Here is a 22,598-nt window from a genome sequence, read left to right as displayed (position 1 = left end):
CTTTTGGAATAATTTTAATTTACTAGATAATATTTTAACACAAATGGGCAAATGCCAACATTTTCAAGCATTACACATATATCATAATTTGATGATAGCCTGAAAACTTTGATGTTAATAAGCTCTGGTGCATATATTATTTCTCAATCTGCCAATAATATTATTGAGGTGAATACATCGTATGGTAATTATTTATAACTGTTATGGAGGGACGCATTCCTCGATACTTGCCTCCGCTATACATCTAAAAAAGCTGCCCATGGACAGAATTCCTACAAAACAAGAAATATTAGGTATAGAACACTTCAACAGGCTGACCTATAGTGATATGGGCCGCCTTATATTCCACGGGGTCGACGATGAAGGTAATTGTGTATATACCATAGGACGAGGTACTTCAAGAGCTTTGGTGCCTGCAATGCGTAATTTGGCAATCGCTTTGTGCAAGGATAATGGTATAGACGAGCACTTTTTATTTATAAACTGCTCACCTACCGTACCCCCTTTAATGACTATGGGCGGTTTTTTTTCCAGAGGTCTCCATATTAACTTTATCGGAGTTCCCCTCCTTGCGAAAGGTGCACAGCAGACATATTATAATATAACAAAACTGGTCGAAAAGTCAAAGGAAATCTGTCGTGAAAAATCCAATGAATGCCTGGTCCTCGATATAGATGTAAAAGGCCGACTCAGTGTTTTCAACTGAGCCGGCCTTTTATTTATAATTATTTCTTTATAATCGCCTTGAATGGGCACTTCTGCAGGCAAACCCCGCATTTTGCACATTTGCTGGAATCTATGCTATAAGCGCTCTTTGGCTGTCCTGAGATGCAGGATGTCGGACACTGCTTTGCACATATTCCGCAGCCCTTGCATTTATCTTCCAGTATTGTATAGTTTAGAAGCGCTTGGCATACTCCTGCCGGACATCTCTTTTCATTTATGTGTGCCTCATACTCATCCCTGAAATATCTCAATGTAGAAAGCACTGGGTTTGGCGCTGTTTGCCCAAGCCCGCACAGAGCCGAGTTTTTAATATTCTTTGCAAGTGTTTCGAGCTTCTCAATATCGCCAGCTTCGCCCTTGCCTTCTGTGATTCTTTCCAATATTTCGAGCATTCTTTTTGTACCTTCACGGCATGGAGTACACTTACCGCAGGATTCGTCAACTGTGAAGTCTAGGAAGAACCTTGCTATGTCAACCATACAGTTGTCTTCATCCATAACTATGAGTCCTCCGGAACCCATCATGGAACCGAGCGCAATAAGGTTCTCATAATCTATAGCTACATCAAGCTCGCTTGCAGGTATGCAGCCGCCTGAAGGCCCACCTGTCTGAGCAGCTTTGTATTTCTTGCCGTTTGGACAGCCTCCCCCTATTTCATATATAACTTCCCTCATGGTTGTTCCCATCGGGATTTCAACAAGTCCTGTGTTGTTTATCTTGCCGCCAAGTGCAAATACTTTTGTACCCTTTGACTTTTCAGTTCCCATACTGGCAAACCATTCCGGACCTTTATTGAATATTGGAGCTATGTTTGCATAGGTTTCTACATTATTCAGTATTGTTGGCTTTCCAAACAATCCTTTTACTGCCGGGAACGGAGGTCTTGGTCTTGGCATACCTCTCTGCCCCTCAATCGAAGCTATCAGAGCGGTTTCCTCTCCGCATACGAAGGCTCCAGCTCCAAGTCTTATTTCAAGGTCAAATTTGAAGCCTGTTCCCATTATGTTTTCACCTAGAAGTCCATATTCCCTAGCCTGCCCTATTGCTATTGCAAGACGTTTAACAGCTATTGGATATTCCGCTCTGCAATAAATATATCCCTGATTGGCACCTATTGCATAGCCTGCAATAGTCATTGCTTCCAACACTGAATGCGGGTCTCCTTCAAGCACGCTTCTGTCCATGAATGCTCCCGGATCTCCTTCGTCCGCATTACACAGAACATATTTCTGATCGTTCTGTGACTTTGCAGCGAAATCCCATTTCATACCGGTAGGGAATCCTGCGCCGCCTCTTCCTCTAAGTCCTGATTTCTTCACTGTATCTACTACTTCTGCCGGCGTCATCTCTGTAAGTACCTTGGCAAGAGCTTTGTAGCCGTCAAAAGCTATATATTCATCTATATTCTCAGGATTTATAATACCACAGTTTCTTAAAGCAACTCTGACCTGCTTCTTATAGAAGTCAACCTCTTCAATTGCTTTTATTCTGTTTCCCTCAACAGATTCTGCATAAAGCAGTCTCTTTACAACTCTTCCTTTTACCAGGTGCTCTTTTACAATTTCCTCAACATCCTCAGGCTTAACCATACTGTAAAAAGAAGCTTCAGGATATATTATTACTACTGGTCCAAGGGCACAAAGTCCAAAGCAGCCAGTCCTTTCTACGACAACTTCACCATCCAGACCATGCTTCTTAATTTCTTCTTCAAAGTTCTTTGCAATTTGTTCCGAATTTGTTGAAGTACAGCCAGTACCTCTGCAAATCATGACATGGGAACGATACATTTCCATTTATTTACCTCCTAACAGATTACTGTAATTGCTTTCTGTTCTGCAAGCCTTCGCCTATTTATCTCCGACTCCGATTGTATATTCATCGACAACCTTGCCTTGAATAATATGTTCGTTTACAATTCTTATGGCCTTTGCAGCATTAACTTTTATATAAGTTACCTTATCTTCTCCGGGTTTGTATACCTCTACAATAGGCTCCAGCCTGCACATGCCTATACAGCCTGTCTGTGCAACAACTACATCCGCCAAATCGTATTTCTTTACTTCATCCATTATCGAAAGAAGCACTGGTCTTGCTCCTGCAGCTATGCCGCAGGTTGCCATCCCTACCACTACTCTAGTGCCAGATCTATCCTTTCTAACATTGATTGTGTCAAGGGTTTTCTTTCTAATCGCTTCTAATTCCTGAATTGTTTTCATTTTACACACCTCCGCGTAAATTCACTAAACCTTCATTAATATAATCCTTTATCCACATCAGAACGTCAGGTTCACAAAGCTGCACATCATTACCCAACGCAGTCCTTATCTCTCTTGTATCAAAGCAAAAATCCCTATGGCCTATAATATGCCTATATACAAAATCAACAGCTTTACTACTATCATTGCCTGCGAGGACAAGGCTCAACATGGTTTCAGACATGTCGCCCATGGGAGCTCTGTCAATATGGCTGTGCTTAAATGTGGCTGTAAGCTTGGTTCCAACATTTTTCTGTGATTCAATCACAAGGTCTCCCTCACATCTAGTGCAAGACGCCAGCATAAGCGGTATGCCAAGACCGACTTTTCTGGTGGTCCTCGTAGTAACAAAGGGATCTTTGACCCTTTCTAGAAAATCTTTATCCATGCCTGCTCCGTTGTCTTCTATATATATAGTAAGTTTATTCATTTCTATATCTTCATGAATAGTAATTTTCACAAGACTAGCCCCTGCTGAAACTGAATTTTGGGACAAGTCCAGAATATGCAGCGATAAATCTTTCATAAGTAAATACTATTGATACTTCTTCAATATGTCTGGAATATCTTCAGGTACTAATTTGCCATATACTTCTTCATTTATCATCATTACCGGAGCAAGTCCGCAGCAGCCAAGACATCTGGTTGCCTCAAGTGTGAATATTCCATCTCCTGTTGTTTCTCCAGCCGCTACTTTAAGCTCTTCTTTGAGCTTATCCAGTATTCCTTGTGCGTTTTTAACATAGCATGCTGTTCCAAGGCACACACTTACTGTGTTCTTACCTCTTGGCTTCAAGGTAAACCTTGAATAAAAAGTGGCTACGCCATATATTTCAGCCAATGAGACGTTCAATACCTCTGAGATTCTCTTCTGTGCTTCTTCAGGAATATACCCGAATAATTCCTGAGTTTCATGAAGAACTGGCATTAAAGCACCTTGCTGATCCTTGTGCTCTATAAGTACATGCTCCAGTTTCTCCATCTTTTCTTTCATTGCAGCGTCAGACATTAAAGAGTTCCCTCCTTCAAATATTTAGAATTGGAAATTATTAATTTCGATTGATATAAATTTGTCAATTTATGCCCTCCAATATTGTAACACAAACTAGATAATTTTTTAACAATTATTTTGAATTTTTTTTATTTTTTCGCATATTTTATTAAAAATTGAGCAAATTAAATAGTTACATAGCCTCTTCCTTGACCTCAAGCTTATCAAAAATCTCACTTATACTCAGGCAATCCAGCTCGATAAAGAATTCTCTCTCACTTATATCTTCCAGATAATGAGCATCAGAGGATACTATATAATTGAACTTACTTAAGAATGGGTATTTTTTAAAAGCAGCTTCTGGAGTGAACTTTTTTGATATCTCTATTGTTTTTACTTTGAGATTGGCAGGGATGAAGCCAAGATTTGCAATAATACTAAAACTTGGTCTGTCCACATGAGCTGGAATACAAATTCCTCCAAGTCCTCTGACCAATATAAAAACGTCATTGACCGAAAGAGCGACCGAAGACAGCAGAAGTCTCTCTTCTTTTCCAACTATTTCATCTCTTGCATTGAAAAGCAGTTGGCGCCCAAACACTTCCTCATTATTCTTTATATCTGGCAAGGAATTATATACTATCTCAGCAAATTTTAAAGCTCCCTCTATTTTTTTGAAAAGGCAGACTACGTGGACTTCTTCCTTTGTCTGGACTTCCATCCCCGGGATAACCATCAGCCCGTTTTCTCTTGCCACTTCCATAACTGCCGGAAGATTGCCGCAGGAGTTGTGATCCGTAACGGCTATAATATCGAGTCCTTTTAGAAGAGCCATATTCACTATATTACTTGGTGTCATGTCCTCATCACCACACGGTGATAATGCCGTGTGTATGTGAAAATCCACCGCAAATTCCATGCTATTCAATTCCCATCTTGTAAAGTTCTTTTGCAAGCTCGTAAGCGCTCAGATTTGATTGAAAAACTGCAATGTTCTCTTCCTCAGCCTTACGTAAAGTATCCTCTTCAACCTCTATGCCTTCCGGTACAATAATACAGCCCAGCTCCAACAATGCTGCCACTGCTATTATGTTTGAGTGAGTTTGAACAGTTATCCATGCATCATTCTTCTTGCCATGGGCCATGACCCAGCTTAATAGATCACAAATATAAGCTCCTCCCAATTCCTTATCTATGCCGTTAGTTCCGGCCAACAGCTTTAATCCCATTTTCTCACTGCATTCTCTTATTATCATATCTAAACCTCCTGCTAATTTATCTTTTACTTATTTTTGAAGCTTTCCATTGTCTTAACTATGCAAATGGCCTTTTGATTCTCACCCTTTACAATATCTTCTGCAAAAGCCCTGCAGGTTGGTGCTCCGCAAACGCCGCAATCAATACCTGGCAGGTATTTTAATATTTCCTTTATCATTTCCATTTTTCTCATTGACTTGGAAATATCGTCATCCAGACGCATTATTGCTCTAGGCTCAATTTTTTCTGTAAGCCTTATCAAACCATCCTTATACATTTCTATTTGTGCTTTTATCTCTTCTTCACAGGTATTCGAGCTCGATAGCCCTTTTGACAGTGCCTTCATACGGTTTTTGGCAATATGGGGGTTCTCAATGGTAAGCGGTCCGCCTACACACCCTCCTATACAAGCCATGCCCTCAAAGAACTCCAGTCCGTCCAGCTTATCCATCTCAATTTCTTCCAACACCTTGATAACCTCATGTATCCCATCAACAGCAAGATAATTCTCTATTCCCAGCGGTTCCCCCTGACCTCCAACTAAAGGCCAGAGCAGTGACTCCTTGCTACTTCTGGTAATATCTTCAGCTTTGCTGCTGCTAATATTCCGCAATATTTCACCGTAAACCGCCTTCATTGACAATACCCCATCGATATAAGAATTCTTAATGCCCAATGGATTTGTCACACTTGTCATCCTTGCAGTACATGGTGAAATGAAAACAACTCCTATCTCAGCTATGGACAAGCCAGTCTTTTTTACAGCTTCTATCTTTGCCAACCGCGCTGCTATCTCCATAGGAGTTTCTATATCGGCCACATTAGGCAGCAGCTCAGGGAACCTGATCTGTATAAGCCTAAGTATTGCGGGACAGGTAGCATTTATTATCGGTCTCTTCTTGTCCGGATTCTTAAGTATGTGGTTTTTTAATACATTGGTTATTATCTCCGTGCCAACCGATGCTTCGTATATCTCGTCAAACCCTATTTTCCTTATTGCTGCCAGCATCTCATTTATTCCGACATTCCCGGGAAATTGCCCGTAAAGCACCAGAGAAGGTATAGCAATAGTGTATTTGTACCTTTTCATGATGTCAAGAGTATCTGTGACTGCATTCTTAGCATGGTTGGGGCATATTCTAATACATTCGCCGCAGTCAATGCATTTTTCGCCTATTATCCGAGCCTTTCCCTCTCTCAGCCTTATTGCTTCAGTTGGACATATTTTTAGACAGCTTGTACAGCCGACACATCTGTCATCATTCAGCACAACCGAGTGAAAGTACTTCCCTCCCATTTCAATCACCTGCTTTCAAATCAACTTCCATAGAAATTACCGTACCTTTTCCTGCAGAAGAATCCACACTAAATCTATCGGAGCATTTTTTCATATTTGGCAAACCCATACCAGCTCCGAAGCCCATTTCCCTGATTTTATCTGTAGCTGTTGAATAACCCTCCTGCATAGCGAGTTCAACATTAGCTATGCCAGGACCTCTATCACTTGCTGTTATTTTTATAAACCCCGGGGTGATCTCCAGTTCAATATGACCGCCCATGGAGTGAATTACAATATTCATCTCTGCTTCATAAGTAGCAATAGATATATTTCTTATGACAGCAGAATCAATCCCCAACTGTCTCAAAATCTTTTTTATATTGCTGGATGCTTCTCCTGCTCTGACAAAATCATCTTTTTCAACAGTAAATGCATAATTTATATCTTGCATTAGTATTTCCTCCATAAATTGACTCTATAAATTACAAACAGTACAACGAGGGCATCTAACCAAAACAGAACCGCGAGGGTGCAGTCCCCTACAGGCCTATGCTTACTCCTTCAAGCCCGTTGCTGTATAGCTTTCCTGAAGCCGTATACAAAGTATCCCTGGTCGAGAGAAGCACAATCTCATTCTCGCAAGCCAGACTTATAATATCCTCTTCAGGTTTTTTCCCCCTGACAAAAACTATGGCGCTTAAATCAGCCATTTCAGCTGTTCTTACCACCTGCTGGTTGGTAAGTCCGGTAAGGAGAATCGTCTTTCCTTTTACAAAAGCCAGAACGTCGCTCATAAGATCAGAACCGAAGGCATAGGAAACCTCCTTGTTCAAATTCTTATCTCCACACAACACCTCTGCGTTCAATATGTTGCTAACGTCGCATATTTTCATGAATATACCCCCTTTTACTTTCCAATCTCGCTATATCAAAAGCTTTCCTATAAATTTTTTGTACGCTTCAAGCTGGTTCATCATACCATCCTGAATTCTATAATAATCCTTCTCATTGTCAAGCTTGTGAGCAAGCACCTCTTTCAGCAGTATTACGAAATTTTCCCTGAAAACCATCTGCTCCTTGGACACATTTATATTTTCCGCATAGCCCAGGTATTTCTCCAGCTTAACCTCACCCTTTGAGATTTCTTCAAGCGCAGGCGCAAGATCGACATTCGACTTTAAAGCGATTTCCTGGCTAATCATGGACTTTGACTTCGCAGTCTCCCAGATAAGCTTGTCTGTTGCCTGTACCAGCTGTATAAATGTATTGTCCGTCTCATTATATTTTAAGCTGTAGCCTGGGAGTCTGGTCTCAACTATGCTGCCTTTTACTTTTACTGCTATACTGTCCTGCACTTTGTCTGCCTCATCCTGGCTGACAAAAACACCGTATATGACTTTATAGCCCTTCTCTTTAACTATAAAGCCATTTAACTTCTTGGCTTTAATGCTCTTTAGATAGGCTCCTGCTTCTTCGAAGCTCTCTGAGCTTTGAAGCTCTATTCTGTAAAGAGCTTTGCTATTTATTTCATAGTTGTATTTGAAGGCAACCACACTGTTTGAGGGTGTCCCGCCTAAAGCCTCCATACTGCTTCCTTTATTGTATATATTCATAAAGAATATTGAAGCAGCAACTGCTGTCAGTGGAACAATTACAAGAAATAAAACAAGGACAACCTTCTTCAAAGCCTTTCTATTTCTATTTCTCTCAAACCTAGTCATCCTCAAACCAACCACCTCGATACAATTATACTGTATATGGAAAATAAAAACGATATCAATTTCGTTATAAATTCTGTCAATTTTCCTCTTTTGTTGATAAGTACTGCATTTTGTATTAAAATGAAATAAAGGCTTGTACCAATATGTTTTGCAATAAACATTTTATATTACGATTTCAATATTGCAAAATCATATTCCTTGAATTCATAGGTTGCCTACATCTTCCTTGAACCAGCTTTAATGCAACCTATATCTCAGAAGGAGTTGATTGAGTTGTCTTCTATTTTATCCGGCCTTCTTCGTCAAAAGCTTTCAGAAATACAAAGTCAGCTTCCACCTTTTGTGAAGCTTCTAAAAGAACCCCCCCCAAGCTTCGAGAAAATGCTTGAGAATGAGATTGTTGGAACAACTGATGATCAAAGCCAGTTGAGCGGCGATTATAGTCAATTAATTGAAGCTGCTTCAAAAAAATATAATATCAACAGCAATATAATAAGGGCAGTTATAAAAGCAGAATCAGGCTTTAACTCAACGGCAGTATCAAGCACAGGGGCCATGGGACTCATGCAGTTAATGCCTGGAACCGCAGAAGCTTTAGGCGTGAGAAATGCTTTTGACCCCAAGGAAAATATAGATGGAGGCGTAAAATATCTGAAGGATATGCTGTCTGAATTCGGCGGCAATCTTGAGTACGCTCTCGCGGCATACAATGCAGGCCCCGGAAGTGTTAAAAAGTACGGTGGGATACCACCTTACAAAGAAACTCAGAATTACGTAAGAAGTATAATGTCAAATTTGAAAAACAAGACATAATGAAAATTCCTGGATTGAACCAGGAGTTTTTTTTATGTGGTTTCCTTTTTCATTATTATAAAGTCAGCTGCCAGGTTCTTAAGCTTGATATACTGTTCAATAGTCCTGAAATATATGAACCCAAGCTTCTGCCAGAAACACTTTCCTACATTGTTTCCGGATATTATGCCTATATAGAATCTTTTAACATCATAGCTCTTATTCAGCATGTCAGTCAAAATGTCGACAGTCTTAGTTCCTATACCCAGCCTCTGGTATCTGTTGTCAATAAGAACTGAGGATATCCATGCTTCCTCACTGTTTTCATAATCTATCCTTCCTTTTATAACACCAACCATTTGCAGTCCAGCACCCTCCCTGAGGAAAATACCCGTAAAAAATTCATGGCTGTTAACCAGCACTTCCAGATACTTCTCATTGATATCCTCCAGGGACATCCTTCTATCTATACCTGTAGCATATATGTTCTGCTCATTCTGGTTATATAAATCCAAGACATCGCCAAGATCATCCTTGGTTATATCTTTAAAAATCAAATTATCCAATTGAATATTTAGAGTAAGCATTTTTTTCACCTTTTCAGTATCATATTTGATATTTATATATTCTACATAACACAATGAATTCCTCCTTTGACCCCAATAAAACACTGTAACAGGCTAGTTCTAGACGCTTCTGCATAATCCACCTAATATTCCCTTTTTTATACATTATTTCTAATTATCTTTACTTTGCGAATATTTTATATATAATCATAATTATAAGTATATTTTTGTATATTTCAGTAAATCTAAAAATTCAGACAGCACCTGACAAGTTATTATCCGCATTTATTATTACTATAATTATGTAATTCTGTTATAATTATTATGTAAATGCGATTTTGTTCACCCTACATTTCAAATTTAAGAAACAGGTGATATAATGGCCGAAGTACGAGTAATGAAAACTTCAGATTGTGAACCTGGTATGGTATTGGCATCAGACATTGTAAACGACTATGGAGCTGTAATATTATACCAGAACTCCGTATTGGACGAGTACTCTATAAATAAGCTGATGAAACTTGGCCTGAATTTTGTTAAGGTCTATAAGGATTATGAGTTTAAGGAGAAGAAGCAGGTTGTTATTGAAGCACAATACAACAACAATCTTGAAGAGTTCAAACAAGTGATATGGGATATAAGCTGCGGTAGAGGCTTGGAAATGGAACGCATACATGAAGTTTCCAAGAGCCTTAGCAATAACTTCGATTCAATAAACGACTTGGTTAATTGCCTGAGCAAGGTAAGATCAATCAATGAATATACATATACTCACAGCTTGAATGTATCCCTGCTCTGCTCCCTGCTGGGTTCCTGGCTGAACCTCAGTCATACTCAAATTGAGCAGCTTTCTTATTGCGGGATATTGCACGATATAGGAAAATCAAAGGTGCCGCCGGAAATCCTGAACAAGCCTGACGCACTTACGAATAAAGAATTTGATGAGATTAAGAAACACCCGGTGACTGCCTATAAGATGCTGGAGCAAAATGAGAGCATAAGCAAGGATGTTGCTCTTGGCGTATTGATGCATCACGAAAGAGAGGATGGCTCAGGATATCCCTTCGGACTGCGCTCAAACCAGATTCATTATTATGCGAAGGTCCTCGCCGTTGTTGACGTATATGACGCAATGACCTCCAACCGTGTATACAAGAAGCGTCAGCCGCCATTTGACGTGCTGGAAATGTATGAAAGTGAATATCTGACCAAGTGTGATACAGGTATAATGCTTACATTCTTAAAGCATATATCAAGCTATTATGTTGGAAACATGGTCAAACTGAGCGATGGCTCCACAGCGGAGATAATATATATTAATTCCAACAGGATTTCCAAGCCTCTTGTAAAATCGAAAGACTCGATAATCGACCTTAGCAGCAGACTTGACCTGAAAATTGTAGAAATGCTGTAATAATTGAACTAATTAGGGTATTCAGCTGTAAGCTGCACTCCACCCGAAATTAGTTCTTTTTTTATTGAATTTTTTGGTACAAATGAGAAAATATCTGGTATAATAAAAAAGTGGTATGGACACATTTTAATGTAGCGGGACTTATATTGACCCATACTATTATATATCTCATATAATGCAACATTATATGGTTTTCTATGTAATATAGTTTCATTCTAATGTGAATGACTACTATAAATATTAGATATACTTATATATATCAAAGGAGGTATTATCATGCCATTAGTAACAACAAAGGAAATGTTCAAGAATGCATATGAAGGTCAATATGCAGTAGGTGCGTTCAATGTCAACAACATGGAGATAATCCAGGGTATCGTTGATGCAGCAAAGGAAGAGAAAGCTCCTCTTATACTCCAGGTTTCTGCAGGTGCAAGAAAATATGCGAAGCATGTGTATCTTATGAAGTTGGTTGAAGCAGCGGTTGAAGACAGTGGTCTCCCGATCTGCCTGCACTTGGATCATGGTGATGATTTTGAGATTTGCAAATCCTGCATAGATGGGGGTTTCACATCCGTAATGATTGACGGCTCCAAGCATTCCTTCGAAGAAAACATAGCAGTTACAAAGAAGGTTGTTGAATACGCTCATGCGAGAGGTGTGGTTGTAGAGGCTGAGCTGGGCAAGCTGGCAGGCGTTGAGGATGCTGTGAAGGTTTCCGCAAAAGATGCTACATATACAGATCCTGATCAGGCAGTTGAATTTGTTCAAAGAACAGGGGTTGACTCCCTTGCAATAGCTATAGGTACAAGTCATGGTGCATATAAGTTCAAAGGCGAACCTGAGTTGGATTTTGCAAGACTCGAGAAAATATCGAAGCTGCTGCCAAACTACCCATTAGTTCTACATGGAGCTTCAACAGTGCTTCCTGAGTTTGTGGCGCTTTGCAATAAGTACGGTGGAAACGTTGCAGGAGCACAAGGTGTTCCTGAGGATATGCTCTTAAGGGCTGGAAAGCTCGGAGTTTGCAAAATAAACATAGATACAGACCTGAGACTTGCAATGACTGCTTCTGTAAGAAAGCACTTTGCAGAAAACCCAGGAGATTTCGACCCGAGACAGTATCTGAAGCCGGCAAGAGAAGCTATAACGAACATGGTGAAGCATAAGATAAAGAATGTGCTGAACTGCAGCGGCAAAATGTAAATATGGGATAAAAAGGCTATAACCAAACGGTTACAGCCTTTTATTCTACTTGTTATCCAATTCCTCCAGCACCCACTGCGTAACTTGCTTCACAATAGGTCCGCAAAGCTCATTGTGCATTCTTTCCTTGTTCTTGGCAGCTACCTCAGGATCTCTGAGATTTACGCCTGTTATATCATAGCAGCTGACCGAGCCATATTTCTCTTTGAACTTAGCAAATACTCTGTCTGCCGGTATATATGAGGTGTCACGGCTGTCCTCGCTGGACTTCCTTCCACCCACCAAGCCCATGCAGATGAAGGCTGCATTCAGTGCACCGCAGTTGCTGCCGTTCCTGCTCATTCCGCTTCCAAAAGGAGTTGCGATTCTCTGTGGTATTTCCTTGTCCAAACCCAAATGATCACATACAGCCATTACAACTGATTCGCAGCAGTTATAGCCGTCGTTAAAGTAGTTCAATACTTTAGCCTGAGTCTCTTCATATTTTCCCATTATCGATTCTCCCCCTAATGTAAATTAAGATTAGTTCTTTAGTTTGCCGAGTTGTCTTCCCTCTTCCACTCCCTTATGTACCTGCCCCCGACTTTCTCTTCCAGCATATAATCCCCCCTGACTTTTATGAATTTATCTATCTGCTCTTGAATATGCTCAACCTGGACTTATAATAAAAAAGCAGTCTCGAAAATGCATAGTCATATATAAAGAATACCAGCTGCAAAGCCGCTATGAAACCTACCAACAGTACGCTGTTCTTGGTGAATTGGGGAGGAAGAGCTGCAATGAAAAGACTCTTGAAAAGCAAATACCATAAAAGTCCTGATATATTGAAGACCGCAAGCTTAAGCAGTATTTCAGCCGCCGCTTGCCTTCCCCTTTCTATTATATACTTGGATATTGGGTAATGCCCGAAAAACAACATGAAAGGCACTATTCCAAATATATTGCCTGTCACCAGTACAGACAGGACACATGTAGTGAAATATAGTGCAATTCCTGCTCCTGTCCCAAACTCAATTACCGCAAAGGCTACGGGCAAAGATGCCAAAAAATATAATGTCAGCTTGCCGGTAGGCATTATTGAATCCATATACAAAAGCACCACCGCTGCACCGGTAAATATACCAATAAAAGCTATTTTCCTGCTCATAATGTCACCGCCTATAAAGATTATAAGAGAACTATGATTTTTACATCTCTTATGTTAACAGCAGCTAAGAAAGTCCCCGCCCATGCACTCGCAGCAGCAGTCTGTACAGACCATGCACTGGCATAAGCCACATAAGTCAGGTCCATTGTTATAGCCTCTCCTGTTATATACCGTTGACTGATACTGCCCGTTTGTATTCATTACCCTGTTCAGAGCATCTCTGAATTCAAAGTTGCTGGGCTCCATATCCGCAGCGGTCTTCAAGCTCGTAACTGCCTCATTGTACCAGCCTCGTCGCATAAAGATAAGTCCCTTGAGGTAATGCCACTCGCCACCCCTGAAACTGATTCCATCCAATATTTGCTCGGCAGCAGCAACATTGCCCATATTTATATATGTCCTTACCTGGTCATAGTAGGCTCTGCCTGCTTCCTCCTGATCGTTTCTGTATCTTGGCCCCTCCTGTGCACTGTAGCTCCTGCTCCCTTTTTGTGTCTCCGCCTTCTTCATAAGGTAATCGTAAGCCTCATTTATCTCCTTAAGCTTATCTTCAGCTAAATCTGACAGGGGGTTATTCTGGTACTGATCCGGGTGGTACTTCTTAACCAGCTCCCTATATGCTCTTTTTATTCCCTCTGCATCTGTGCCTTCTCTAATTCCCAATACTTCGTATGGATTTCTCATCTCTCGTGCAACTCCTTTTTTCGCTGGTTATGCAGCTCAATACTTTCTCAGTCTTGCCGTATAGGCCTTCATATAAGATATTATCAATTATCCCTTTATTGCTCAGCTTCAATAGCTCTATAGAACTCGTGGTCTGTGACAGTGCCTGCAGAAGATTTATCCTAACCTCATCTGCAATTCCCGTCTTAAAAGCTTTAATATCCTGATTTTCATATTTGTATTGCTGCAAAAGAGGATTATAGCTTCCGCTTTTTATATCCTTTTCCATATCATCAAATGCATCTATTAAGTAAACCCATTTTCCCAGATTGTAGCCTATCCAGCCCAGAATCCTTGATATTGACTGATCTTCACCACTGTAGCCTGCGGCAAGCAACTGGCTAAGCATATTTGCAAAGGGCTCCGCCGCTTCATCCATCGAACTGCATTTCTGCTCCTCCAATAGTACCTGTGTCGAAATTGAAGCAGCTATGATTTCGTCAAGCTTCTTGTTTTTTGAGGCAGCATTTTTATAACCTCTTCGGAAAGCCATTTGTGCTATCCGCGGAAGCCAACCGCCCTCATCCCTTATGTTATCCTTCAATTTATAATACGTAAGCAGCACATTAATGTCTGCTGCAAAATCAATATGCCTGCTGTTTTTTACTATCCATTTTCTTTTCACCGGATTGGCTATGCAGCTTTCTTTCTTAAGCACAGGCACCTCATTATGAACTGAGGAAAGCAATAATCCCAAAAAAACAGAGTCATAATTAAGTGCAAATCTTGAAAAGGTCCCAAAGCTTCTGCCCATTGATTTGCACAAGCCGCAGTAATAACCCCTGAACAGCTCATATTCTTTCATCTTTAGCTCCGGCTTTTCCGGCATTATATATCCAAACATGTAAGCTCCTTCAAATTTCTTTTCCTACTATTATAGCATATTTAAACATAAGTAAGCGGGCAAAATGCTTTGGAAAACACTTTTGTTCCGTATACTTCGAAATCTGCCGTAATATTGGCTTCATCTTCACTAATTACTATACCCTGACCATACTTTTCATGGTATACCTTCACTATATCACTGATTTCAGGTATTGCTGCCTGGGCATCGTGCTCTATCCTCTTGACGTCGATATTTGCTTTTATCTCACGGCGAAGCTCTGAAAGGTTCGCTCCACGGCTTACAAAATCCTCACTGTCAATTAGTTCAGGAGGAATCATCCTCAGGTATGGGCTTGGTATTCCGTATACACCAAACTCATCGGGGTTTGTATGATAGGATATCTCAAGAAAATCCTTAGCTCTGGTTATACCCACGAAAAACAGCCGCTTCTCCTCTTCTTCCTCTCCCGGTTTTCTTGCCGGAATAGGTATCAACCCCAGATTGGCGGCAGAAATAAACACACACTTGAATTCCAGCCCCTTGGAGGCATGCAGTGTCATAAGCTTGACTGAATCGCTGCTTTTCCCTGCTCTTTCACTAAGCAACTGACTTCCATACAGTGCAGAGTTATTCAGATAATCCTTAATACTGGCATATAGCTCTTGTCCAGTGTCAGCTGCATACCTGGTTATATCCCCAAGAAAACTCAGTACCCTTGTCCTATCCTCCTCATAGGTTATGGAGGTGGGCATCAGATATACGCCAAGATCGAAATATTCGAAAATGCGTACAGCATCTATTTCATTATCAGTGCCGCACCAAGCTTTAAATTCAATGGTCCTTTTCATCAGCTCGTTACCCGGGGTGTCACCCGCCTCAACGGTGCAAATAATCTCCTTTATCTGCTTTTTCCCCATACCCAAGCCGTATCTGTTATCCCTAAGCATGTATGCAACGCTATCCCTGTCGTTAGGATTAGCTGCTGCCTTTAACAGCCTCACAAGCCAATACAATACAGGTATGTCCTTGAGCGTCCGCTTTAAAGAAACCTCATAGGGTACTCCGCCTTTTTCAAATACATTCGTGAACACTTCCGACTGCTTCTGTTTTCTGTATAGTACAGCAAAATCACTGTACTTAAAACCCTCGCTCACAAGCTTCCTAATCCTGTCGCAAAGGTATAAGGCTTCATTGAAGGTGTTATGGTGTTTTTTCACCACTATGGGCTTACCCTCGTCCCTTATGCCCCTGATAAGCTGTCCCGGTTCAAGGAATACTCTGGCAGCATCCAAAATAGTTGTGGTGGACCTATAGCTTATGGGAAGGGTTAATTCATTCCCATTGTATGCTTTTCTGAACTCCCCAAAAATATCTTTTCTGCTGCCTCTCCATGTATATATAACCTGGTTTGGATCCCCTACAGCAAAAACGTGCGTTTTTTCCTTCTTCATACACTCAATAAGCTCAAGCTGTCTGTCATCGCTGTCCTGGAACTCATCAACAATTATCCATTCCGGGGCATATTCATGGTTTCGCAGAAGAGCTGTGGCATTCTCTATAAGATCATCAAACTCCATTGCGTTGCAGCGTTTCTTTTCTGCTTCTAGAAGCTTGATGAATTCAGTCAGGTCATCATCATGCTTCATATTGCCATAAAGAAGCTTTCCCTGCCTGTGCTGTTCGATCCTTTTTCTTATCTTATTCTTGTATTTCAAAGCCAGATCATTTTCATTTATTACCCGTTCATACAGCTCCAGCATTTCATCAGCATCATAGATTGAGAACCCGCTGGTATATCCTAGCTCTTTTACCGGAAGCACAGAAGAGAGAAGTGTTCTGCATACTCCGTGAAAGGTCCCGAAGAAACGCAGCTCCTCCTCCTTTATGCTTTTGTTCTTTTCCTTTATGCGTATCTTTATCTCTTCCGCAGCTTTATTGGTAAAGGTGAGCACTACCATGCTTTCAAGAGGAATCCCCTTGGCAAAGTGCAGATAAAGTATCTTGTTTATCAATACTGTAGTCTTTCCACTGCCTACCTGGGCATTCAGAAGCATTACCCTGCTGTGATCCAATACAGCGGCTCTCTGATATTCATTAAGCTTATCCAGGTCCTGCAGCAGCTCTTGAAGCTCAGGCTTCTCCTGTCCCTTAAGCTTTCTATACAAATCCTCCATATAAGGACTCACCTACTTCACTAAATCGTCATACCTTCTCATTATCTTCTCGCCTATATCTCCCGGGGTCTTGCTTAAGACCTTAACGCTTATATCAAACCCCGATGGCACCTCTACATATCTCTTGATTGTATTCACAAGCTTTCGCTTATTGGATGGGTCCAATATCCATTCCTCATAAAACTTGAAGTCCGTTACTATATTTAGAAGGGAACCAGACACTTCAACATTGTCTATTGTGCTCAGGAAGCTGTTCATGTACTCACCCTTCGACCTCAGGAAGCGTACGAACTCATCCCATCTTGCAGGCAGCTCAGAAAGCTTGCACATATGCTCAATCACTATCCTTGGAGCCAGCTCTGCCTTTTTTATGTTTTCGGGAGTCTTCGCTTCCTTTAGCATGGATTGAAGCCCCCAATGCACCAGCTTCTTATCCAGGTGATAGTCTCCTACGCAGGCAGGACAGCCATCCTCGCAGCCGCAGTTTTCCACCAGCAGTATTGCTTCCTCCAGGATGTTCTGCGCATAATCATAAGCCTTCTCAGAAAAACCAAGCCCTCCCGGATAAAGGTCATATATGAGTATATGAGACTTTTTGACCTCCCCCTGCTCAGTTTTTGTGTTGAATACAGTGGCCGAAAGATCCTCATGTGTGGACATTGTCCTTCTCATGGAAGCGTTAAGCAGACTATGCTTTAAGCCGTTATAGTAGTTATGCTGCGTATAGGCATTGAAAACTCTGTCTACTTCGTCATCCACCGTAAACCACAAACCTTCTGTCTCTATCTCCTGAAAAAGAGGAAGCGTTATGCGCTCAAAACCAAGGTTCTGATGGTTGTGAAACTGCACCATCTTATATGCAGGTATCGCCTCTTTCACCTTCACATCTCCGAAACGTGCTTCAGTCCTCTTCACAGTCTGAGCCTTGAATTCCCTCAGTACATTTACATCGGTCTCAACAAAAGGAACTGTGAAATAGTTCATATCCACAGGAAATACATGTGCTATCCTGTTCACAATATCCAGGCTCTCTACCATGAACTGCATGCTGTCGTGTATATATATAGCTTTGGGATGCACCTCATGGAATGCGAGGTATTCATCCATTTCGGTAATCACCATGCCGTTCAGCTTGTTTACTACTTTATAGGTCTTATTATTAATATTCCTTAGATTAAAGTCCCCTGCCGGGAACTCGTTTCCCGTCCAGATATAGCTCCCGCCTTCATTTCTAAGCTCCTTGGCCTGTATAAGTACAGGTACTATCTCACCAAGATCCGGAAAAATCGCTGCATCATCAAGAGATAAAGGCAGCTCGGCTGCCGCAGCCCTTACATGAGCCAGCTGAATAAAAAGGTTATCCTTGTCAATTACCGCGTTCTCCACGCCGGTATCAAAGAGCCAGTCGCTGTTTATTGCAAGATACTGGTCGTTAGGTGTGACATCAAGTATCAGTATTCCATACGCTTTTCCGCCCCTTCTCCCAGCTCTGCCCAGCTGCTGCCAAAAAGATGCCTTGGTACCGGGAAATCCGGCTTCGACAACTATATCAAGCTTTCCTATGTCTATGCCCAGCTCAAGTGCGTTGGTAGACACCACTCCAGCCAGCTTGCCGGATGCCAGCCTGGACTCAATTTCCCTTCTCTCCTCAGGGGTATAGCCGCCTCTGTATCCGGCTACCAGGTGAGATAGATTTCTTCCCAGTGTAGGCTTGTCATCAAGATTGGACAGCTTATCCCTTACCTCCTTCAATACAACCTCTACCTCTCTTCTGGTCTTGCAGAAGGTAATGAATTTTACATCCTGCTCCACCAATGTCGGTATCAGTTCTGAGGCTTCCGCTTCCGGCGTCCGCCTATACTGTGTATCCCTTACCAGGGGAGGCTGCCAGAAATACACTGTTTTCTCACTGGAAGGCGAACCATCCTTATCTATTTGTATGAACTCCCTGCTGCAAATGTTTGAGGCCAGCTCCACTGGATTGGCTATAGTGGCTGAACTGCAGAGGAATTGCGGCGAACTCTTGTAATAGCTGCATATTCTCCCCAGCCTTCTCATGATATTTGCCATATGAGAACCAAAAGCACCCCTGTAATAATGCAGCTCGTCAATCACAAGAAAATTCAACCGTGAGAATATATGGTTGAAGCCGAAGACGCTGTGGTTGGTCAAAAAAGATGAATTAAGCATTTCGGGGTTTGTCAGTATAATGTTGGCATTTTTCCTGATTCTTGACCTCTCGCTTGTGGGGGTATCCCCATCGTAAATCCCTGCCTGTATCCTTTTGGGACCGAAGTGCTCCAATATCGGAACCAGGTTCCTATACTGGTCATGGGCTAATGCCTTTGTAGGATACAGGAATATCGCCCTTGTGGTAGGGTCCTCAAGTATCTTCTGCACCACAGGCAATAGAAAGCTCAGTGTCTTTCCACTGGAGGTGGCGGTTGTTATGACCAGATTTTTTCCCTGTAAAGCTTTTTCAAACATCTCACTCTGATGGCAGTAGAGTTTGTCTACCCCTTGGCCTCTCAAGTATTCGCAGAGCTCCGGAGACAAAGCCTCTGGAAAATCTGTTGAAATTGGGTTTCTGGCATTTATAGTCTTGGTTGATATTATCCTGTTTTTAAATTCACCCAGGTTTAAAAAGTTCACAGTTAATCCCCCTTGCTTTAATTTATTAAAGCATACCTAATGTAATCCAATCGTGCAGTGAAACTGCATCGATGACAGGCAATACTCTGCCCGGAAGGGATATTTATATATCCATTTGTTCATTTCGATAATCATTCTGAGTTTGTACATAAACATATGTTCTCATTCTCATACTTATTTTATCAAAATAATACAATATTGTAATTAACTATTTTATGTTCGAAAAAAATAAAAGACCCGCAAAAGGGTCTTCTATATTGTATATGAACTTAAATTGTTTTCTAGATTAATTAAATAAGGTAACTTTTCAGGAATTCCGGTATTCCATCTGCACTCCTGCTGCAGCTTACCGTGAAATTCACACCAAACTTTTCGTTGAGATTCTCAAGGTTCTTAACAAACTTTTCAAGACAATCGTCTTCTGCACTGCTTACTATTTTCTGCCCATCAATAAATACTCTGTCTATGTCAAAATTCTGTGATATCACGCCGCAAATAAAGCCATAAAAGGATTTGAGGTTTTCCAATTGAAACTCGCCAGCCTCAATTAGTCTAATGTTTCGGTTAAGGTCATATATGTGGTTTCTGTCTCTGTCGATATAAACTACGTTTCCATTTGATGCTTTGACGGACTCATTAGCCATGTCGATCATTCTTTTTGTCTTACCTGAGCCCTTTACACCCAGAATAAACTTAACCATAATAATTACCCCCTTATATGTTTTTATATTGAACGCCCCTAGCCCAATCAAGGGTAAAGTGCGAATTCAATAACTGTAATGAAATATTTTGCGAAATTTGAATATATACAAATTGATATTTCGCAAAATAAATTGTTGGAGATTAATATAAAGATACTATAATATGATAACTTTTTCAATCTAAATATAGCTGCAAACTTCTAAATATTCTGTATTTTTAGAAGTTTAGCATGTTCAATCCCTATATTTCAAATATTCTCAAATAAGTTGATAAATCTTTTTGAACGCACTAAGCTTTCATATTGGGTATTTCGCAAAATCTATATATCCAGAATCTGATAAAAATGCAAAATATTCGTTTTTCATATTATAAGCATTTTTTCAATATTTATTATGCATTTGATAAAAAATATTAGGAGGAAGTTTACTTGACCTAAAATATCTCACATTTATCTCTTCAATTGCATATTTTTTCTATTTACATAATGTAAATTTCTTGAGATAATATACGCATCTCCATGCTTACAAAGCCAGTACTTATAGCTATTAACAATAATGTATGAATATAAATTAATACCGCTTTATCTGTGCAACATATTATGTTTTCTAAGCATGGGGTGAGTCGTGAATTATGTTAACTACACAGGTATAGTCAGTAAAATACGAAAGGAGCAATATAAATGGCACAAAAAACAAAAAGAGAAGCAACACTACTCGAAGCACTGATTCCAGTTGTAATTACAATCGGCCTTTTAATGTATATGGTTCTTCCGTTCTTCGGTGTAAACGGAGATGTGCATATCCCACTGGTGTTGGGAGCTCTTGTGGCAGCAATTGTTGCAATAACCAGACTCGGTTATACTTGGGGTGAGGTTGAAGAAGGAATAATCTCCAGTATATCAGGTACGATGCAGGCTATTTTAATTCTTGCAATCATAGGTATGATAATAGGTACATGGATACTCGGTGGTGTTGTTCCCACACTTATCTACTTTGGTTTGCAGGTGCTTTCACCTGGCTTTTTCCTTGTAGCTGCATGTCTGCTTTGCTGTATTGTATCCCTTGCGACAGGTACTTCCTGGGGCACAGCAGGTACAATAGGTATAGCTCTCATGGGCATAGGCGCAGGTATTGGAATACCCGCTCCAATGACAGCTGGTGCTATAATATCCGGTGCATACTTCGGTGATAAAATGTCACCTCTTTCCGATACAACCAACTTGGCTCCTGCTATGGCTGGTGCTACTCTTTTCGACCATATCAGACATATGGTATATACCACAGGTGTCAGCTTAGTAATAGCACTCATTGGCTTTGGCATCTTAGGCGCAAGATTTGCCAGCACAGCTCTTGACGCTTCCAACATACAGCAAGTTATGAGTCTAATGAAGGAGAATTTCAATGTTAATCCCCTTCTCCTGCTTATACCTATAATAGTAATCGTAATGGTTGCTAAAAAGGTTCCTGCTGTACCTGGTCTCTTCATAGGCACACTCCTTGGCGGAGTTGCTGCTGTTTTGTTCCAGGGTGCAAACCTTGCCGATATTATGAATGCAATGCAGAACGGCATTGTTTCTGAAACAGGAAACCAGGTGCTTGATGACCTCCTCACAAGAGGCGGCTACCAGAGCATGATGTGGACTATATCACTTATATTGGCAGCTCTTACTTTCGGCGGAATACTCGAGAAGACAGGTATGCTCGAAGCTGTTGCAAAAGTAATCCTGAAATTTGCAAAAAGCACAGGCTCGCTGGTTACAGCAACAATCTTCACAAGCATATTCGCAAACGTTCTTGCTGGCGACCAGTACCTTTCAATAGTTCTTCCTGGCAAAATGTATAAGGATGAGTTCAGAAAAAGAGGCCTTGCTCCAAGAAACCTTTCAAGGTGCTTGGAAGATGCCGGTACACTTACTTCACCGCTTGTTCCATGGAATACTTGCGGTGCTACAATGTCAACATACCTTGGTGTTCCAACAATAGAATATCTTCCATACTGCTTCCTGAATCTTGTTAACCCGATAGTATCCATCGTATTCGGTTTCACAGGAATCACAATGATGAAGCTGGAAGATGACCCATCAGCTCCGGAATACAAGGGACCAAAAGCAAAGAATAAAGGCGTTTCAGCTTAATAAGTTCAAACAAAAAGCCTGTTGCGCAAGCAA

Annotated in this window: 22 protein-coding genes and 1 pseudogene; 5 read left to right on the top strand and 18 right to left on the bottom strand. The window is 40.9% G+C overall.

What is annotated here, in order from left to right:
• The first annotated feature begins 181 nt into the window (after positions 1-181).
• Positions 182-706: a DUF3189 family protein gene (locus tag VEB00_06015; protein HYF82564.1), complete on the top strand. Its 525-nt coding sequence runs from the start codon at positions 182-184 to the stop codon at positions 704-706.
• Between the two features lie 19 nt (positions 707-725).
• Here the strand turns inward: VEB00_06015 and nuoF are convergent, their stop codons facing one another.
• From nuoF to VEB00_05965, 10 genes are all read right to left on the bottom strand, one after another.
• Positions 726-2,519 carry an NADH-quinone oxidoreductase subunit NuoF gene (gene nuoF, locus VEB00_06010; protein ID HYF82563.1) on the bottom strand — a complete coding sequence of 598 codons (1,794 nt, stop codon included), beginning with the start codon at positions 2,517-2,519 and terminating at the stop codon, positions 726-728.
• Positions 2,520-2,573: 54 nt separating this feature from the next.
• The gene (locus tag VEB00_06005) at positions 2,574-2,942 is read right to left on the bottom strand and encodes a (2Fe-2S) ferredoxin domain-containing protein (protein HYF82562.1); all 369 of its coding nucleotides are present in this window, start codon (positions 2,940-2,942) and stop codon (positions 2,574-2,576) included.
• A 1-nt stretch (position 2,943) separates the two neighbouring features.
• Entirely contained in the window at positions 2,944-3,507 is a 564-nt protein-coding gene (locus tag VEB00_06000; protein ID HYF82561.1) for an ATP-binding protein, read from the bottom strand.
• A gap of 9 nt (positions 3,508-3,516) precedes the next feature.
• The gene (gene nuoE, locus VEB00_05995) at positions 3,517-3,990 is read right to left on the bottom strand and encodes an NADH-quinone oxidoreductase subunit NuoE (GenBank protein HYF82560.1); all 474 of its coding nucleotides are present in this window, start codon (positions 3,988-3,990) and stop codon (positions 3,517-3,519) included.
• Positions 3,991-4,165: 175 nt separating this feature from the next.
• Entirely contained in the window at positions 4,166-4,891 is a 726-nt protein-coding gene (locus VEB00_05990; protein HYF82559.1) for a PHP domain-containing protein, read from the bottom strand.
• Between the two features lies 1 nt (position 4,892).
• The gene (locus tag VEB00_05985) at positions 4,893-5,228 is read right to left on the bottom strand and encodes an AraC family transcriptional regulator (GenBank protein ID HYF82558.1); all 336 of its coding nucleotides are present in this window, start codon (positions 5,226-5,228) and stop codon (positions 4,893-4,895) included.
• A gap of 26 nt (positions 5,229-5,254) precedes the next feature.
• Positions 5,255-6,526, bottom strand: coding sequence for a [Fe-Fe] hydrogenase large subunit C-terminal domain-containing protein (locus VEB00_05980; GenBank protein HYF82557.1), 1,272 nt, complete (start codon positions 6,524-6,526; stop codon positions 5,255-5,257).
• Position 6,527: 1 nt separating this feature from the next.
• Positions 6,528-6,959 carry an ATP-binding protein gene (locus VEB00_05975; GenBank protein HYF82556.1) on the bottom strand — a complete coding sequence of 144 codons (432 nt, stop codon included), beginning with the start codon at positions 6,957-6,959 and terminating at the stop codon, positions 6,528-6,530.
• Between the two features lie 88 nt (positions 6,960-7,047).
• Complete coding sequence (locus tag VEB00_05970; protein ID HYF82555.1) at positions 7,048-7,401, bottom strand: DRTGG domain-containing protein; 354 nt, start codon at positions 7,399-7,401, stop codon at positions 7,048-7,050.
• A gap of 30 nt (positions 7,402-7,431) precedes the next feature.
• Complete coding sequence (locus VEB00_05965; protein HYF82554.1) at positions 7,432-8,229, bottom strand: hypothetical protein; 798 nt, start codon at positions 8,227-8,229, stop codon at positions 7,432-7,434.
• A gap of 429 nt (positions 8,230-8,658) precedes the next feature.
• Between VEB00_05965 and VEB00_05960 the strand changes: the two are divergent.
• Positions 8,659-9,024 (top strand): annotated as a pseudogene (locus tag VEB00_05960) (lytic transglycosylase domain-containing protein).
• A gap of 50 nt (positions 9,025-9,074) precedes the next feature.
• On the opposite strand, the gene VEB00_05955 reads toward VEB00_05960, so the two are convergent.
• On the bottom strand, positions 9,075-9,662 hold the full coding sequence (locus VEB00_05955; protein ID HYF82553.1) for a GNAT family protein: 588 nt from the start codon (positions 9,660-9,662) through the stop codon (positions 9,075-9,077).
• Between the two features lie 322 nt (positions 9,663-9,984).
• Here VEB00_05955 and VEB00_05950 point away from each other — a divergent pair, with 322 nt between their 5' ends.
• A complete protein-coding gene (locus VEB00_05950) occupies positions 9,985-11,001 on the top strand; it encodes an HD-GYP domain-containing protein (protein HYF82552.1) in 1,017 nt (338 codons plus the stop codon).
• 276 nt (positions 11,002-11,277) lie between these two features.
• On the top strand, positions 11,278-12,207 hold the full coding sequence (gene fba, locus VEB00_05945) for a class II fructose-1,6-bisphosphate aldolase (protein ID HYF82551.1): 930 nt from the start codon (positions 11,278-11,280) through the stop codon (positions 12,205-12,207).
• Positions 12,208-12,252: 45 nt separating this feature from the next.
• On the opposite strand, the gene VEB00_05940 is transcribed toward fba, so the two are convergent.
• The 7 genes from VEB00_05940 to VEB00_05910 all read right to left on the bottom strand — a co-directional run bounded on the left by VEB00_05940 (position 12,253) and on the right by VEB00_05910 (position 20,430).
• Complete coding sequence (locus VEB00_05940; protein ID HYF82550.1) at positions 12,253-12,699, bottom strand: C-GCAxxG-C-C family protein; 447 nt, start codon at positions 12,697-12,699, stop codon at positions 12,253-12,255.
• 136 nt (positions 12,700-12,835) lie between these two features.
• The gene (locus VEB00_05935; protein HYF82549.1) at positions 12,836-13,354 is read right to left on the bottom strand and encodes a hypothetical protein; all 519 of its coding nucleotides are present in this window, start codon (positions 13,352-13,354) and stop codon (positions 12,836-12,838) included.
• A 54-nt stretch (positions 13,355-13,408) separates the two neighbouring features.
• On the bottom strand, positions 13,409-14,038 hold the full coding sequence (locus tag VEB00_05930; GenBank protein HYF82548.1) for a J domain-containing protein: 630 nt from the start codon (positions 14,036-14,038) through the stop codon (positions 13,409-13,411).
• The gene (locus VEB00_05925) at positions 14,007-14,921 is read right to left on the bottom strand and encodes a DUF5685 family protein (GenBank protein ID HYF82547.1); all 915 of its coding nucleotides are present in this window, start codon (positions 14,919-14,921) and stop codon (positions 14,007-14,009) included. The genes VEB00_05930 and VEB00_05925 overlap by 32 nt, the downstream gene beginning before the upstream one ends.
• Positions 14,922-14,962: 41 nt before the next feature.
• Positions 14,963-17,077 carry an ATP-dependent helicase gene (locus VEB00_05920; protein HYF82546.1) on the bottom strand — a complete coding sequence of 705 codons (2,115 nt, stop codon included), beginning with the start codon at positions 17,075-17,077 and terminating at the stop codon, positions 14,963-14,965.
• A 12-nt stretch (positions 17,078-17,089) separates the two neighbouring features.
• A complete protein-coding gene (locus tag VEB00_05915) occupies positions 17,090-19,729 on the bottom strand; it encodes a DEAD/DEAH box helicase (GenBank protein HYF82545.1) in 2,640 nt (879 codons plus the stop codon).
• A gap of 290 nt (positions 19,730-20,019) precedes the next feature.
• On the bottom strand, positions 20,020-20,430 hold the full coding sequence (locus VEB00_05910; protein HYF82544.1) for a twitching motility protein PilT: 411 nt from the start codon (positions 20,428-20,430) through the stop codon (positions 20,020-20,022).
• Between the two features lie 680 nt (positions 20,431-21,110).
• On the opposite strand from VEB00_05910, the gene nhaC reads away from it, so the two are divergent.
• Positions 21,111-22,565 (top strand): Na+/H+ antiporter NhaC, encoded by a 1,455-nt coding sequence (gene nhaC, locus VEB00_05905; GenBank protein ID HYF82543.1) that lies wholly within the window; start codon positions 21,111-21,113, stop codon positions 22,563-22,565.
• The last annotated feature ends 33 nt before the right edge of the window (positions 22,566-22,598 follow it).

Source organism: Clostridia bacterium, assembly GCA_035628995.1.
Classification (GTDB): domain Bacteria; phylum Bacillota; class Clostridia; order Lutisporales; family Lutisporaceae; genus BRH-c25.
The sequence above is the reverse complement of the archived record's forward strand: the minus strand, read 5'-3'. Positions and strand labels throughout refer to the sequence as shown.

Coding starts and splice junctions, on each gene's coding strand:
- VEB00_05940 (HYF82550.1), bottom strand. CDS start 12,699: ATGGGAAAATATGAAGAGACTCAGGCTAAAGTATTGAACTACTTTAAC.
- VEB00_05975 (HYF82556.1), bottom strand. CDS start 6,959: ATGCAAGATATAAATTATGCATTTACTGTTGAAAAAGATGATTTTGTC.
- nhaC (HYF82543.1), top strand. CDS start 21,111: ATGGCACAAAAAACAAAAAGAGAAGCAACACTACTCGAAGCACTGATT.
- VEB00_05950 (HYF82552.1), top strand. CDS start 9,985: ATGAAAACTTCAGATTGTGAACCTGGTATGGTATTGGCATCAGACATT.
- fba (HYF82551.1), top strand. CDS start 11,278: ATGCCATTAGTAACAACAAAGGAAATGTTCAAGAATGCATATGAAGGT.
- VEB00_06000 (HYF82561.1), bottom strand. CDS start 3,507: ATGAAAGATTTATCGCTGCATATTCTGGACTTGTCCCAAAATTCAGTT.
- VEB00_05985 (HYF82558.1), bottom strand. CDS start 5,228: ATGATAATAAGAGAATGCAGTGAGAAAATGGGATTAAAGCTGTTGGCC.
- VEB00_06005 (HYF82562.1), bottom strand. CDS start 2,942: ATGAAAACAATTCAGGAATTAGAAGCGATTAGAAAGAAAACCCTTGAC.
- VEB00_05970 (HYF82555.1), bottom strand. CDS start 7,401: ATGAAAATATGCGACGTTAGCAACATATTGAACGCAGAGGTGTTGTGT.
- VEB00_05965 (HYF82554.1), bottom strand. CDS start 8,229: ATGACTAGGTTTGAGAGAAATAGAAATAGAAAGGCTTTGAAGAAGGTT.
- VEB00_05935 (HYF82549.1), bottom strand. CDS start 13,354: ATGAGCAGGAAAATAGCTTTTATTGGTATATTTACCGGTGCAGCGGTG.
- nuoE (HYF82560.1), bottom strand. CDS start 3,990: ATGTCTGACGCTGCAATGAAAGAAAAGATGGAGAAACTGGAGCATGTA.
- VEB00_05925 (HYF82547.1), bottom strand. CDS start 14,921: ATGTTTGGATATATAATGCCGGAAAAGCCGGAGCTAAAGATGAAAGAA.
- VEB00_05910 (HYF82544.1), bottom strand. CDS start 20,430: ATGGTTAAGTTTATTCTGGGTGTAAAGGGCTCAGGTAAGACAAAAAGA.
- VEB00_06015 (HYF82564.1), top strand. CDS start 182: ATGGTAATTATTTATAACTGTTATGGAGGGACGCATTCCTCGATACTT.
- VEB00_05990 (HYF82559.1), bottom strand. CDS start 4,891: ATGGAATTTGCGGTGGATTTTCACATACACACGGCATTATCACCGTGT.
- VEB00_05920 (HYF82546.1), bottom strand. CDS start 17,077: ATGGAGGATTTGTATAGAAAGCTTAAGGGACAGGAGAAGCCTGAGCTT.
- VEB00_05930 (HYF82548.1), bottom strand. CDS start 14,038: ATGAGAAATCCATACGAAGTATTGGGAATTAGAGAAGGCACAGATGCA.
- VEB00_05980 (HYF82557.1), bottom strand. CDS start 6,526: ATGGGAGGGAAGTACTTTCACTCGGTTGTGCTGAATGATGACAGATGT.
- nuoF (HYF82563.1), bottom strand. CDS start 2,519: ATGGAAATGTATCGTTCCCATGTCATGATTTGCAGAGGTACTGGCTGT.